Here is a 15,335-nt window from a genome sequence, read left to right on the forward strand (position 1 = left end):
AAATGAACGATAATCGGAATTCTAAGGAAGTAAAAAAAGATTTTTGGAAAAGTCTTAAAGACTACAATAATGATCCGGAAATGATCAGGATTAAAGAGAATGAATTTCTCGAAGGTGTTACTAACGAATTTGACGAATCCGGACTTTCAGGAATTTCCAGAAGAAAATTTATCGCACTTCTGTCTGCTTCAACAGCATTTGCAGCAACTGCCTGTACCGATTATCGGGATAAAGGCGAAATAATTCCGTACAATAAAAGACCTGAGGAAATACATCCGGGTAAAGCAAACTATTATGCTTCAACTTGTAACGGTTGCGCTAATACCTGCGGGATTCTTGTAAAGACAAGAGAGGGGAGACCTATTAAAATTGATGGTAACCCCGATCACCCCGTAAATAAAGGGAAATTATGTTCAAAAGGTCAGGCCGGAATTCTAAATCTCTATGATCCCGAACGTTTAAAAGAGCCAATGTCGGGCGGCAGAAAATCCGATTGGAAAAGTATTGATGCTGAGATAATCAGTTATCTGAATGATTCTAAAATATCGAATAAAGAAATTGCTCTTATTTGCGGGACGGTTGTCTCACCAACGGTTAAAAATCTTTTTGATGATTTTTCCAGAATTTATCCGAATACAAAAATTTATCCTATAGAACTAACCGGCGACCGTATAAGACGTGAAGCGTGGTTCGATTCTTACGGTACATATGATTATCCGGCCTTTAAACTTGATGAAGCAGAAGTTATTCTCTCCCTCGATTCAGATTTCCTTGGTGTTGAAGGAAATTATATTGAGAATATGCAAAAGTATACAACAAGGCGCGAATCTGTTGATAAATTGAATTTTAACCGGCTCTATGTTGCCGAGGGCAGATTGAGCGCTACAGGAATGATGGCCGATTACAGAATTCCCATTTCTCCTGATAAGCAGTATCAGTTTGTATTGATGTTGATTAAGGAATTAGTGAAATCAGGGTCATCGGTTAATCTTGGGAATGAAGCATTATCAATAATTAATAATACTTCAGTCCAGGTAAATGCTGATAAACAGAAAATCGCTCACCTTATTAGAGACCTTAATTCTAATCGTGGAAAGTCAATTGTTATTGCGGGCGATACGTTGCCTAAAGAGGTTCATATAGCTGTAAATATGTTAAATGAAATACTGGGCAATACAACACTCTTTGATTTTTCGAAATCATTTAAATCAGTTTTACCTTTTGCTGCTCCTGATCAGATCTCCCGGTTGATAGATTCAATGAATAACGGAAATGTCGGCGTTGTTATTCATCTCGACTCTAATCCTGTATTTATTCTACCGCCTGATTACGGCTACCAAGCCGCGCTGAAAAAGGTTACTGCTACAGTTGCATTGACCGAATCGGAAAATGAAACCTCTACTCTTTGCAAATATTCTTTGCCGGTCAATAATCAGCTTGAAAGCTGGGGCGACTCAAATAACCGCTACGGAGTTTACAGCCTGCAGCAGCCTGTTATTTCACCTTTATTCAACACAAGACAAAAGGAATCTGTCTTGTTAACATGGATTTCTGGCGATGCCGCTTCTTATAATGATGATCTTTATCATAAATATCTGATAAATTATTTTAATCAGAATATTTTCACCAAAGCGAACAGCATGGCAGATCAGAAATCTTTCTGGTATTCCGCACTGCACGACGGAGTTGTTCTGTTTTCTGAGAACAAAAATAGAACTCCGTTTAATTCAGGTGCTTTCAAAATTCGGAAAGAGTCAGATCGTGAAAAAGGATTTACTGTTCATCTCACGGAAAGTTATTTCCTTGGCGACGGCCGCTTTGCAAATAACGGATGGCTTCAGGAAGTACCTCATCCGGTAAGCAAAATCACATGGGATAATTATGCGGCATTGTCTCCTTCAACAGCCGTAAGTCTCGACGTAGAGATGAATGATCTGATCGAAATATCAGTGAACAGAAAAGTTCTGCAATTACCTGTTATGGTTCAGCCGGGTATGTCGGATTCTACTATAAACATTGAACTTGGATACGGAAGAACCGTAATTGGTGATGTTGGTAAAAACGTCGGAATCAATCCTGTCCAGTTTATGTCGAAGAATAATATCGATTCACCTTTTGTCTACACTAATGCTACTGTAAGAAAAGTTGAAGGGAAACACAAATTAGTGTCTACGCAGGAACATCATTCCCTCGACGATACTTTTGTGAAAGATTTTCACAGGATCAGAAAGATTATTCAGGAAGGAACCGTGGAAAACTATCAGAAAGATCCTCACTTCCTTCATGCCAATAAACATGAAATCTTTGGAATCACAAGAGAGCATAAATACACCGGCGTTAAATGGGCTATGTCGATCGACCTTAATAAATGTACCGGTTGTACTGCGTGTGTTACTTCATGTAACGTAGAAAATAATATTCCTGTTGTCGGTAAAGATCAGGTTGAGAAGGGACGCGAAATGCACTGGATGCGCCTCGATCGGTACTACTCCGGAACACCGGATGACCCGGTTGTAAGCAACCAGCCGATGTTGTGCCAGCATTGCGATAACGCTCCTTGCGAAAATGTATGCCCTGTTAATGCTACGAATCACAGCCCGGATGGTCTGAACCAGATGGCCTACAATCGTTGTGTCGGTACACGTTACTGCTCGAACAACTGTCCCTATAAAGTTAGAAGATATAATTTCTTCGATTTCCGCGATCACTTTGCCGATGAATACTATCAGAACAACCTTACTTCATTGATTAATAATCCCGAAGTAACTGTCCGGTCACGAGGAGTAATGGAGAAATGTACTTTCTGCGTACAAAGAATTATGGAAGCCCGTTCCAATGCTATCACCGAAGGAAGAGAACTCAAAGGTACTGATGTAGTTACAGCTTGCCAGCAGGCTTGCCCGACTAACGCAATCGTATTTGGCGATTCGAATGACCCTGAATCAAAAATCTCGAAATTAAGAGAACACAACCTGGCCTATCACGTTCTCGAGGAATTGAATATTAAACCTAATGTTACATATATAGCAAAACTTAGAAATACTCATCCGGAGGGCAATTAGTGAGTTTCATCGACTATAGTCAGGAATTATCTGTTGTTGAAGGGAAACCGCCGTTACGTTCCCTTGATGATTTGATTTCAAAACCGTTAGAGACCAGACCGGATAAAAAATTTTACATCGCGCTTTCAATTACTCTTTCGATGCTTGGACTTTTTGTAATTGGTCTCGGATTAACATTCTGGTACGGCGTTGGAATGTGGGGTAATAACAACCCTGTAGGATGGGCGTTCGATATTGTTAACTTCGTCTTCTGGGTCGGTATCGGTCATGCAGGCACCTTGATCTCGGCAATTCTTTTTCTCTTCCGTCAGAAGTGGAGAACCGGTATCGCCAGGTTTGCTGAAGGTATGACGATATTTGCTGTTATGACTGCCTTACTATTCCCTTTGATACACGTTGGTCGTCCCTGGCTGGACGGGTGGTTAATGCCGTATCCTAATCAGCACGGCTTATGGGTGAATTTTACTTCGCCTTTGCTTTGGGATGTGTTTGCGGTATCGACCTATTTCCTTGTATCACTAATTTTCTGGTATGTGGGATTAATACCTGATTTCGCTACATTAAGGGAAAGAACTTCCGGAAAAATTAAAAAAGTAATCTATTCTACTTTCAGTCTCGGATGGAGATTCTCAAACCGGCACTGGCAGCATTATGAAATGGTCTATTTAATACTTGCCGGATTTGCCACTCCGCTTGTACTTTCGGTTCACACAATAGTAAGTTTCGACTTTGCCGTTTCAATTCTTCCCGGCTGGCATACAACAATTTTCCCTCCGTACTTTGTTGCCGGCGCTGTCTTCTCCGGATTCGCGATGGTTCAAAATGTTCTGATCTTTGTCCGCAAAATTTTTAACTATGAACATATTATTACCCTCGATACACTCGAGAAAATGAACAAAATAATGCTCGTAACCGGTTCAATGGTTGGATATGCTTATGCAATGGAATTCTTTATTGCATGGTACAGCGGCGTTCAGCCCGAACAGTTCACTTTTCTTAACCGTGCTTTCGGTCCATATGCATGGGCTTACTGGATAATGGTATCATGTAATGTCATCACTCCACAGCTCTTCTGGTTCAAAAAGATTAGAAGATCTATACCTGTTATGTTTGTCGTTGCTGTATTCGTTAATGTCGGAATGTGGTTCGAGAGATTTGTAATAGTTGTTACATCCTTATCCAGAGATTACCTCCCGTCAAGCTGGGCATACTATACACCAACATTAGTAGACGCGATGATATTGCTCGGAAGTTTCGGATTTTTCTTCACCTGGATCTTATTATTTACTAAAGCATTACCAGTTGTTTCAATTGCAGAAGTTAAAGCAGTCGTAGATGATGCTCAACCTACTCATAAGGATCATTGATAATGAGTGATAAGATATTATATAGCTATACCGGTATCTTCGATACACCCGATGAAATAATCCATGCCGCCGGAAAAGCCTCGGAACATGGATTTGAAAAGTACGATGTTCATACACCGTACCCGCTGCACGGTATGAATAAGGCTATGAAACTACCGCCTTCCAAACTCGGCTATGTTGCTCTCGTAGTTGGTCTGTCCGGTGCTCTGGCCGCTCTACTTTTAATGTTCTGGATGTCTGCTGTCGATTACCCGATTGTCATCGGTGGAAAACCGTTCTTTTCATTCCCAGCGTATGTACCGGTGATGTTCGAAGTTACCGTTCTATCGGCTTCGATTGCTACGGTTCTTACAATGCTTTTTGTTTTCTTTAAATTGCCTAACAATGCTCATCCACTTCATGATACTGATTATATGAAAAAGGTAGCATCCGATAAGTACGGTATTAGTATCCAGGCCGAGGATAAACTATTCTCAGAATCCTCCGTCCAGAAATTCCTTAACGAGTGCGGTGCCAAAGAAATAACGGCTGTCTATTACGATAACGATGAGATTGCTCATAAACACAAAATACTCGAACCTAAGTTTATCGCCTTCCTCCTCTTTACTGCTTTTCTTACATCAGGTGTAACATATTTCACTCTTAATAAATTACTCTTTATGCCCCCGTTCGATTGGATGATGGAACAGGCAAAACTCAATCCTCAATCAGTTTCTGAGGTATTTTCTGACGGCTTCGGTATGAGAAAACCCGTTGAAGGAACTATCGCCAGAGGATTCACTCCGTATCAGTTCGCCGGTCAGCCGGAAGTTGCTGAAGCCAATCTTGTCAACCCTATCCCAGTTTCGAAAGAAGTGCTCGAATTAGGCCAGCAGAAATATGATACATTCTGCAGTCCCTGTCACGGTTATTACGGGGAAGGGGATAGCCGATTGAGAGGCCAATTCCCGAATCCTCCTTCTCTTCATTCCGAAAAGATTAGATCCTGGAAAGACGGACGGATTTTTCATGTTATTACAGACGGACAGAATATTATGCCCTCATATTCTGGTCAACTTACGGTTGAAGAAAGGTGGGCTGTCGTTCACTACACAAGAGTTTTACAAAGAGCGCTAAATGCTAAGGAGTCTGACTTACAATGAGTTCAACTCAAAATGTAGATTATCAGAAAAAAGATTTACCGGGAAAATTGAGAATTGCCGGACAGGTTTTATTTGTAATTGGTCTGTTAGGTGTTGCAGCAGCATATCTGGTAGATGGGTCACGTGCGGCGTTCAATAACATTATTATGTTAATGTTCCTTACCAGTATCGGCCTCGGATCCTTATTTCTTGTGGCTGTTGAATATGTCGCTGGTGCTGTCTGGAGTACTCCGTTTAGAAGAATTCCGGAAATTCTCTCTTCTGTATTGCTTGTCCTTCCTGTTGTAGTAATTCCCTTACTCTTTAAATTAGGTGATATCTTTCACTGGATGCATCCCGAGGTTGTTGAAGCAGATAAAATTCTAAAAGGGAAAGCTCCCTATCTTAATACTGAGTTTTTTATCGTAAGAGTTGCCTTATTCATGATTTTGTGGATTGTCTTCTATTTTTTCATTACTAGAAATTCCAGGAAACAGGATTCATCCTTCGATCAGACTCTTACAAAGACAAACATAAAACTCTCTGCTGCGTTTATTCCTGTATTCGGGATTACGATTTCGTTCTCGGCATTTGACTGGTTAATGAGCCTCGAACCCCATTGGTTCTCAACAATTTTCGGGGTTTATTATTTCTCCGGATCGATCCTGGCTGCTTTTGCCGCCGTAACACTGATAGTAGTATGGTTGAATGAAAACGGGTACCTTGTTAAAGGATTAACCAATGATCATTATTACTCGCTCGGTGCCTTCATGTTTGCTTTCACAAATTTCTGGGCTTATATCGCATTCAGTCAGTTCCTGCTTATCTGGTATGCTAATCTTCCGGAAGAGACTTTCTGGTTTCTCCAGAGATGGGAGGGTAACTGGATGTATGTCTCTATCGGATTAATATTTATCCGCTTCGCTATTCCGTATTTCGGATTACTTACTCAGCCGTCCAAAATGGATCCTAAGAGATTGATGATTATGTCTGTCTGGCTCCTTTTTGCTCATCTCTATGATCTCTATTGGCTGGCAATGCCGAATTACAGTAAGGTAGGGGCTCTGTTCGGATGGATCGAACTCGCTTTCCCGATGCTTTCCATTGGTGTTGTTATTCTGCTCTTTGTAAATCTATCTAAGAAAAATAATTTAGTGCCGGTAGGCGACCCCAAACTTAAAAGGGGAATTGATTTCAGATTATAAAATTTTTGAATTATGGAAAAACAGAAAATCCGCGACGAAATAGACTTTAAAGAATTACTTAAATCACCGCTGAGATTATACGGATGGTTCTTTGTCTATTTCTTTGTCATCCTTCTTGCATTCGGAATCTTTTTCGGGCATAAACTTATTCAAATCTCCTTTAACGAACAGAACGTTAGCGCTCCCGATATCTCGAACATAAAACTTGATCTCGATGAAAAGAAGGGCGGAATTACTCCCGCTGTTGATCTTAACTCGGTCAAGAATCCGACGGCTGAATTGATTGCGAAGGGGAAAGAACTCTACGATGCTAATTGCAAATCCTGTCATGGTGATAGCGGACTCGGAGATGGCCCGGCCGGACTTTTATTGAATCCTAAGCCGAGAAATTTTCATGAGACCGAGGGATGGACTGTCGGAAGAACCCTGGATGCTCTTTATAAAACTCTGCAGGAGGGGATACTTTCGCGGGGAATGGCAGCTTATGAATATCTTCCGCCTTCAGACCGGTTCAACATAATCCATTATATAAGAACCTTAGCAGATTATCCGGAGATTACAGATGAACAGATTGAGCAGCTTAATGCTCAGTATAATCTCTCAGCCGGTACAGTTCAGCCTAACCAGATTCCAGTTGAAAAAGCTATCAGCAAAATACTTGATGAAAATCTGGATATTCAAGCCAGAATCGCTGTTGCTAAAACAAGAATTGAGGAATCAAAATCGGATCAGGGAGCAGCCCTGCTCCTATCATATTCGAATAGTCTGGATCGGATTCTCTATTCTTTTGCGGGTAGCAGTTTCGGTTCATTCGAAAAATATCATCAATTTGTAAAAAATGCTCCTTTGAATTTCGGTTTTAATCCTTCAATTGTTCGAGTAACTGATTCGGAAATGCGGTCGATTTACGAATATCTGAATTCAATCATGATTTAGTGAATAGAAATGAAACTAATTAGAAAAATTAACCTAACCTCTTTTATCGTAATGAGTTTCGTCTTTTACCTGACAAGTATTAATGGTCAGAATCCAATAGAGGTTGGAATTGATGAAAAACTCGGCAACTATCTCCCTCTGGATCTTAAATTTATCTCCAGCGAGGGAGAGGAGAAGACTCTTAAAGAATTGATCGATCGGCCTGTGCTCCTGGCTCTGGTCTATTATGAGTGCCCGGGTATCTGCAGTCCGCTGCTTAATGAACTTTCCTGGACAATCGATAAAGTTCAGCTTGAACCGGGTGATGATTTCAGAATTATTGCTGTCAGCTTCGATCACAGGGAAACACCTGAAATCTCTTCAAAGTGGAAAAAGAATTATCTTCAAACCCTTAAACGTCCTTTCAATCCTGCTGACTGGATTTTCCTTACAGGGGATTCGGTCAATATTAAAAAGTTGACTGATGCCGCAGGATTTTATTTTAAGAAAAGTGATGATGGTCAGTACATCCATGCCGGTGCCGTCTTAACTATTTCACCGGACGGGAAAATTTCACGTTATCTGTTCGGAAATACATTTAATCCGTTCGATGTTAAAATGGCTCTTATCGATGCCAAAGCCGGTAAGACCAATCCGACTATTTCCAAAGTCCTCCAGTTCTGTTTCAGTTACGACCCTGAAGGAAGACAGTATACTTTAAATGTTACCAGAATTATAGGTTCGGTTATGCTGATTGGTGTTGGAATATTTCTGGTTGTTTTATTGAGAAAGAAAAAAAAAGAATGAGGGAGTTGAAATAAATGAATAGCGGTAATCCAACCGTAAATGAAAAAAATTTTTATCAGCAGAGTACTAATAAATATTCGGGGATTTTATCCTGGCTCCTTACTACCGATCATAAAAGAATCGGAATTATGTATGGGATTACAATCATCTTTTTCTTCCTGGTAGGAGTTATTCTCGGCGTTCTGATGCGCCTTGAACTAATTGCACCCGGAAAAACTATTGTCGAAGCGCAGACATATAATTCGTTGTTTACTCTGCACGGCGTAATAATGATTTTCCTTTTCATCATACCGGGACTGCCGGCAATTTTCGGAAATTTTTTCCTGCCGATTCAAATAGGCGCGAGGGATGTTGCGTTCCCGCGGTTAAATCTGCTTTCGTATTACGTCTATGTATTTGGTGCGATTCTGGCTCTTCTGGCTGTTATCTTACCCGGCGGAGCGATTGATACAGGGTGGACATTCTATATTCCTTACAGCGTGCGAAGTAATACAAATGTTTCTCTTCCGCTGCTGGCCGCATTTATTCTCGGATTCTCATCTATCCTTACCGGATTAAATTTTATTACAACGGTTCATCGTTTAAGAGCCCCGGGGATGACCTTCTTTAAGATGCCTCTTTTTGTCTGGGCTACCTATGCGACTGCTTGGATACAGATTATTGCTACTCCTGTTGTTGGAATTACAATAGTTCTTGTTATTCTTGAAAGATTGTTCGGAGTCGGAATTTTTGACCCGGCACTCGGAGGCGATCCTATTCTCTTTCAACACCTGTTCTGGATCTATTCCCATCCGGCTGTATATATTATGATCCTTCCTGCTATGGGCGTAGTTTCCGAAATAATTCCGACGTTTGCACGCAGAACGATTTTTGGTTATAAAGCTATTGCAATGTCGTCTCTTGCTATTGCGTTTGTCGGTTATCTCGTCTGGGCACATCATATGTTTACTAGTGGAATGAGCGATACTGCTCGGTGGGTCTTCTCACTACTTACTTTTATTGTAGCGCTCCCAAGCGGTGTTAAAATTTTTAATTGGGTCGCTACAATGTATAAAGGCTCAATTGATCCTAAGCCGCCTTTCCTATGGGTTATGTCGTTCATTTTTCTTTTCTCTATCGGCGGTCTTACCGGACTGGTACTCGGCTCTCTTGCAACCGATATTCATGTTCACGATACATATTTTGTTGTTGCGCATTTCCATTTTGTTATGTTCGGTGGAACCGGAACAATATTTTTTGCAGCTATCCATTACTGGTTCCCGAAAATGTTCGGAAGATTGTATAACGATAAACTTGCCGCTCTTGGTGTCCTCGGTTTCTTTGTCGGATTTATGATGCTCTACTTCCCGAAATTTATTATGGGTTATATGGGAATGCCTAGAAGATATTACGACTATCTCCCGGAATTTGCCTCGCTTCAGCTTATCTCGACAATCGGTTCCTGGATTCTTGCCGCAACTATTTTCTTTATAGTCGGCTACCTAATTTACGCTCTTTTAAAAGGTCCAAAGTCCGGACCTAATCCGTGGGGAGGCGTTACGCTCGAATGGCATATTCAATCACCGCCTACAATGGAAAACTTCAAGGAGATTCCAAAAGTGACACATGAACCGTACGATTTCAGTCAGTTGCAGGAGATGAAAAATGAGTAATCACGCTGATACTGCCCCGGTACATCATGTCCATCGCGATGATGTAGGTGCGAAAATGGGGATGTGGCTCTTCCTCTTTACCGAATTACTCCTTTTCGGCGGAATGTTCCTTGTCTATGCCGTCTATCGTTACCAGCATCCTGAACAGTTTCATCTCGCTGCAATGGAATTAAATACCGGAATCGGTACACTCAATACCGTGATTTTGCTTACCAGCAGTCTTACTGTTGCACTTTCGATTGCTGCATTGCAGAAAAAAAATAAATTCTTATCGGTTCTTATGCTTTCGCTGACTCTTACTTTCGCTTTTATGTTTATGATTAATAAGTACTTTGAATGGTCTGCAAAATTCTCTCACGGAATCTATCCCGGATCGGATGAACTTCTGAGTCTGCCTAACGGGCAGATCCTCTTCTTCGGATTGTACTATGTAATGACCGGACTCCATGGACTGCACGTTCTGATCGGAATTGTTATACTCTCCATTATTCTTGTAATGATCATTAAAGACAAGATTACATTCGATAATTATACAAAACTTGAAAACTCCGGACTCTACTGGCACCTTGTCGATTTGATCTGGATCTTCCTTTTTCCTTTATTCTATTTAATTCAATGAGGAATTCATGCACGAAGAAAAACATAATCACCATATTGGTTACGGAACCTACGTCTTAGTCTGGCTTGCTCTGCTTGCTTTTACTTCCATTACGGTTACTGTTGCCGGCGTAAGTCTTGGTAGATATACTCTTTTGGTCGCACTCTTAATCGCTGCTGTCAAATCGGCTCTCGTTATTAATATTTTTATGCATATTAAGTTCGATGAAAAGATTTTTAAAGTCTTCCTCCTTTTAAGCGGCTTTACTTTATTGGTAATTTTCATTCTAACATTTTTTGATTTTCTATATCGTTGAGGTTTATAAATGTCGCCAGCACCAACACAACATGTTGAAACTGTAGATTTTGTAATGCTCTATATTGTTGGCATCTCTGTAATTCTGCTTCTGGGAATTACGGCGGTGATGATCTATTTTGTTTTTAAATACAACAGAAAGAAAGGCCATAAACCGGTTGACATACACGGAAATATCTGGCTCGAAATTATCTGGATTGTAGTTCCAACCATTCTCGTGCTTTCGATGTTCTACTTTGGATATACCGGATTCAGGGATTACCGTGATATACCGGAAAATGCTTATGTCATCCATGCTACTGCAAGAATGTGGGCATGGGAATTTGAATACCCTAACGGAAAGAAACTCGACACTCTGTACGTCCCGCAGTCTTTACCGGTAAAACTTGAAATGAAATCTGCCGATGTTACTCACTCTCTCTATATCCCGGCCTTCAGGATTAAGGAGGATGTAATGTTCGGGAAAACGACTTACCTCGGATTTACTGCTGATCAGGTTGGATCCTTTGATATTGCATGTGCCGAGTATTGCGGATTAAACCACTCTATGATGTATACTAAAGTAAAAGTTCTTCCAGAATTCGAATTTTATGAGTGGCTGAATAAAAAGAATGATCAGGAAAAATAATCTTAAACAGAATATTGACAGATCTTAAAAAACATATTAAACTTTTCGTTGAACTCTGCAAAGTAAGAATTACTTTTTTTGTAGCTGTCTCGGCATCTGTCGGATATATAATCCATTCCGGTCATCTTACATGGCACATTTTACTTCCTGTCTTCGGTGTGTTCATACTTGCAAGCGGATCTTCGGCATTGAATGAGTACCAGGAGCGTGAATACGACGCGCTTATGGAACGTACTAAAAACCGCCCGATTCCCTCCGGAGCAGTTTCGGAAAAAGCCGCTCTATTGATTGCTCTGTCTCTTTTAATCGCCGGTTTCTTAGTAATTTACTTCTCTTCTAATCTTACTGCGGCTATGCTTGGATTGCTTGCTTTCGTCTGGTATAATTTGATCTATACACCGCTTAAAAGAAAATATGTCATGGCCGTTGTACCCGGTTCTCTTATCGGTGCTATTCCGCCAGTCATCGGCTGGGCTGCCTCCGGAGGCAATCCTTCCGATTTTCAGATCTTAACGGTTGCTCTCTTCTTTTTTATCTGGCAGATTCCTCATTTCTGGCTCCTTCTGCTTATTTACGGAAAGGATTATACTTCCGCTGGATATCCGACATTAACGGAAAAGTTTTCCAATATCCAGCTCAGCCGCATTACATTTATCTGGATTGCCGCGCTGGCTGTAAGTGGATTGTTAATTCCTGTGTTCAATGTCTCATCCACTATTTATTCATTAATTGCGATGATACTGATCGGTGCGTGGCTTCTTTTTGATACCAAAGGAATTTTAAGTCTTTATCTGGAAAAAATTAAATTCAGAAAAGCGTTTATTTCGGTTAACCTTTATGTGCTTGCAATAATAGTTATCATCTCAATTGATAAACTGTTACTAACAGAATTTTAACGGTAGGGAATATGGACTTTTTAGATAATCTTGTTTTACCTCAGTCAGCTCATCATATGGTATTGCTCAAATACCTTCTTGTACTAACTTATCTTCTTCTCCTGCCGTATCTGAGCATATTATTCGGTTCTCTTTCGCTCTCCCTTTACTTCGAAAGAAAAAAGGAAACGGATAACAAGTATTACCGATTTGCAAAAGAACTGATTGATCAGATTACATTTAATAAGAGCGTTTCATTTGCTCTGGGAATTGTTCCTTTAATTAGCTCAGCATTCTGTTATGCTCAGCTTCTTCACCTTTCAGGTCTTAATGTACCTGAATATATTTTAATCTCAACTATCTTTCTTGCTGTCTCTTTAGTACTCATCTATACTTATAAATATACTTTCCATCTGAAAGACATTTTTGAGTTTGCTTCAAAAAAGGGAACTGGAACCGAAGTCCCCGGTGAATTGCCGCACTATTCATCTAAAACCTCCAGTCTGCATAAAAAAGCGGGATGGTACGGATGGATCCTTCTTCTGGTCTCGATATACCTGTTCATTGCTTCTGTGCAGCTCGCGGGCGATTCTGCTAACTGGTCGGAGAATAATAATCTGACCGGACTGATTTTTTCATTGAAAGCTATCGTTTACTTTATACAGTTTTTTGTTGCGTCGTTTGCGATTACTGCGGCAATAGTCTTATATAAATATTTCAAAGCTGAGCCTGATTTCTCAGGAGAAAAAGATTACCTTGATTTAGTTAGAAACTATTCGTTGAAGATCGGAGCCGTTGCTACAGTCGTACTGCCTCTTCTAATTATTCTTAATGTTATGGTAAAACCTGTTGAATCTTTTTCTTTCGATGTATTTGGTTACGCCCTCCTTGCTCTGATTTTAGTTCTTTTCATTGCGATTCTGTTCTACATGATGCTCAAAGAATCGAGTACAAAATTTGCTTCTCTGCTCATCTATCTCTTCGTTCTTCTCTTCGCTTTCCTGATTATAAAAGATCAGTATGCATTCGATACTTCCACTAAAAAACAATTTGCAATTCTTGCTGCAAATTATGAGGACTATCAGAAAAAAGTTAAAGAGGAATTCGGCCTTGTAGTAGAGGTTGTTAACGGTGCGGATATTTATAACGGCAAGTGTATAGCGTGCCATCAGTTCGACCGTAAACTGGTCGGTCCGCCGTATCAGGAAGTACTTCCAAAATACGAAGGCAAACGAGACGAGCTTGTTCAGTTTGTTCTTAATCCTGTTAAAGTAAATCCGGAATATCCTCCGATGCCGAATCAGGGTTTAAAACCTAAAGAAGCGGAAGCTGTGGTCGATTATATACTGTCGACGTATAAATAATGATTTTTATATAATCATTAGAATGGGGAAGTATTTTATGCTTCCCCTTTCGTATTTTAAAGAAGCAAATTTAAATCAACTATGCTAACAGTACTAAATGCGCTTAAATTAGCTACAGAATATTTTGAGAAGAAAGAGATTCCCTCGGCCCGGATTAATGCAGAACTGCTTCTGTCTCATCTGCTCAAATGCAAACGGCTCGATCTCTATCTTCGTTTCGAACAACCCCTTTCTGAAAATGAAGTAGATGAATTTCGTAGTATGATCGCACGCAGGGGTAAGTATGAACCAGTACAGTACATTATCGGTAATACTGATTTCTATGGACTTAATTTCCTTGTCAACCCCTCCGTCCTAATTCCCAGGCCGGAAACCGAGATCCTCGTGGAAACGATTATTAATAATCACAAATTTGATGGCCCGATTAAAATCCTTGATATAGGAAGCGGATCAGGTAATATAGCTGTGTCACTTGCAAAAAATTTGTCGGACGGCGATCTCCTTTCAATCGATATTTCTGAAGAAGCTTTGAAAACTGCAGAATCAAATGCCGGGAGGCTTAATGTTAATAATGTTAAATTTATTAAGGCCGATATTCTCTCCAACGGTTTTGCAGCTGATTCCCATTTCGATCTTATTGTCTCCAACCCTCCGTACATAAGTGATTCGGAATACGGTTCATTACAAAAGGAAATTATTCTGTATGAACCGAAAAATGCTCTGTCGGATAATATGGACGGTCTTAATTTCTACAGAAGGATCAGCAGCTTTGCAGACGAAAAATTGAATCCCGGTGGTTATCTCTATTTCGAGATTGGTCTCGGCCAGTCTGATTCAGTAAAGTCGATTCTGGAGAATAACGGATTCGGAGAAATTAAAATTATTCAGGACTATCAGAGAATTGATAGGGTAATTTACGGAGTAAAAAAATGAGAGCGCTTGTTCAAAGAGTAACTGAAGGATCTGTTGAAATCCCCTCGCATAATTATTCGGCATCTATCGGTAAAGGAATGGTAATATTGCTTGGTGTTAAAGAGGGGGACACCGCTGAAGATCTCAGTTTCGTCGCGGATAAATGCTCCAACCTCAGGATTTTTGAAGATGAAAATGATAAGATGAATCTTTCCCTTAAAGATATTAATGGCGAGGTTCTCGTTATCTCTCAGTTTACACTTTACGGCGATACTAGAAAAGGGAACAGGCCGAGTTTTACTGATGCTGCGCGGCCTGATACTGCAAATGACCTCTACAATAAATTTATAATCAGGATGAAGGAAAATCTTGGAGAAGCTAAAGTTAAAGGGGGCATTTTCGGCGCTATGATGCTGGTAAAGATATTTAATGATGGACCTGTTACCATTATTGTTGAGTCAAAAGGGGAATGATGATTCTCTTGCTCATCAAGCGGGCCCTGATCCATTCTCTT

14 protein-coding genes are annotated in these 15,335 nt (G+C 40.3%); all 14 read left to right on the forward strand.

What is annotated here, in order from left to right; genetic code table 11:
* Window positions 1–2: 2 nt before the first annotated feature.
* Window positions 3–3,062 (forward strand): TAT-variant-translocated molybdopterin oxidoreductase, encoded by a 3,060-nt coding sequence (locus PLZ15_13915; GenBank protein ID HOI30839.1) that lies wholly within the window; start codon window positions 3–5, stop codon window positions 3,060–3,062.
* Window positions 3,062–4,429, forward strand: coding sequence for a polysulfide reductase NrfD (nrfD, locus tag PLZ15_13920; protein ID HOI30840.1), 1,368 nt, complete (start codon window positions 3,062–3,064; stop codon window positions 4,427–4,429). The genes PLZ15_13915 and nrfD overlap by 1 nt, the downstream gene beginning before the upstream one ends.
* Window positions 4,430–4,431: 2 nt before the next feature.
* Complete coding sequence (locus PLZ15_13925) at window positions 4,432–5,571, forward strand: DUF3341 domain-containing protein (protein ID HOI30841.1); 1,140 nt, start codon at window positions 4,432–4,434, stop codon at window positions 5,569–5,571.
* On the forward strand, window positions 5,568–6,755 hold the full coding sequence (locus PLZ15_13930) for a quinol:cytochrome C oxidoreductase (protein ID HOI30842.1): 1,188 nt from the start codon (window positions 5,568–5,570) through the stop codon (window positions 6,753–6,755). Before PLZ15_13925 ends, PLZ15_13930 begins: the two co-directional genes overlap by 4 nt.
* Before the next feature lie 12 nt (window positions 6,756–6,767).
* Window positions 6,768–7,691 carry a c-type cytochrome gene (locus PLZ15_13935; GenBank protein ID HOI30843.1) on the forward strand — a complete coding sequence of 308 codons (924 nt, stop codon included), beginning with the start codon at window positions 6,768–6,770 and terminating at the stop codon, window positions 7,689–7,691.
* Window positions 7,692–7,700: 9 nt separating this feature from the next.
* Window positions 7,701–8,477: an SCO family protein gene (locus PLZ15_13940; protein HOI30844.1), complete on the forward strand. Its 777-nt coding sequence runs from the start codon at window positions 7,701–7,703 to the stop codon at window positions 8,475–8,477.
* A gap of 14 nt (window positions 8,478–8,491) precedes the next feature.
* A complete protein-coding gene (gene ctaD / locus PLZ15_13945) occupies window positions 8,492–10,129 on the forward strand; it encodes a cytochrome c oxidase subunit I (GenBank protein ID HOI30845.1) in 1,638 nt (545 codons plus the stop codon).
* Entirely contained in the window at window positions 10,122–10,748 is a 627-nt protein-coding gene (locus PLZ15_13950; GenBank protein HOI30846.1) for a cytochrome c oxidase subunit 3 family protein, read from the forward strand. Before ctaD ends, PLZ15_13950 begins: the two co-directional genes overlap by 8 nt.
* Before the next feature lie 7 nt (window positions 10,749–10,755).
* The gene (locus tag PLZ15_13955; protein ID HOI30847.1) at window positions 10,756–11,043 is read left to right on the forward strand and encodes a cytochrome C oxidase subunit IV family protein; all 288 of its coding nucleotides are present in this window, start codon (window positions 10,756–10,758) and stop codon (window positions 11,041–11,043) included.
* A 9-nt stretch (window positions 11,044–11,052) separates the two neighbouring features.
* Window positions 11,053–11,670 (forward strand): cytochrome c oxidase subunit II, encoded by a 618-nt coding sequence (gene coxB / locus PLZ15_13960; protein ID HOI30848.1) that lies wholly within the window; start codon window positions 11,053–11,055, stop codon window positions 11,668–11,670.
* Between the two features lie 14 nt (window positions 11,671–11,684).
* Window positions 11,685–12,566, forward strand: coding sequence for a protoheme IX farnesyltransferase (locus PLZ15_13965; protein ID HOI30849.1), 882 nt, complete (start codon window positions 11,685–11,687; stop codon window positions 12,564–12,566).
* 11 nt (window positions 12,567–12,577) lie between these two features.
* Window positions 12,578–13,909, forward strand: coding sequence for a c-type cytochrome (locus PLZ15_13970; protein ID HOI30850.1), 1,332 nt, complete (start codon window positions 12,578–12,580; stop codon window positions 13,907–13,909).
* Window positions 13,910–13,990: 81 nt separating this feature from the next.
* On the forward strand, window positions 13,991–14,842 hold the full coding sequence (prmC, locus tag PLZ15_13975; GenBank protein ID HOI30851.1) for a peptide chain release factor N(5)-glutamine methyltransferase: 852 nt from the start codon (window positions 13,991–13,993) through the stop codon (window positions 14,840–14,842).
* Complete coding sequence (gene dtd, locus PLZ15_13980) at window positions 14,839–15,294, forward strand: D-aminoacyl-tRNA deacylase (protein ID HOI30852.1); 456 nt, start codon at window positions 14,839–14,841, stop codon at window positions 15,292–15,294. Before prmC ends, dtd begins: the two co-directional genes overlap by 4 nt.
* Window positions 15,295–15,335: the final 41 nt, after the last annotated feature.

This window comes from Melioribacteraceae bacterium, assembly GCA_035362835.1.
GTDB lineage: Bacteria > Bacteroidota > Ignavibacteria > Ignavibacteriales > Melioribacteraceae > DSXH01.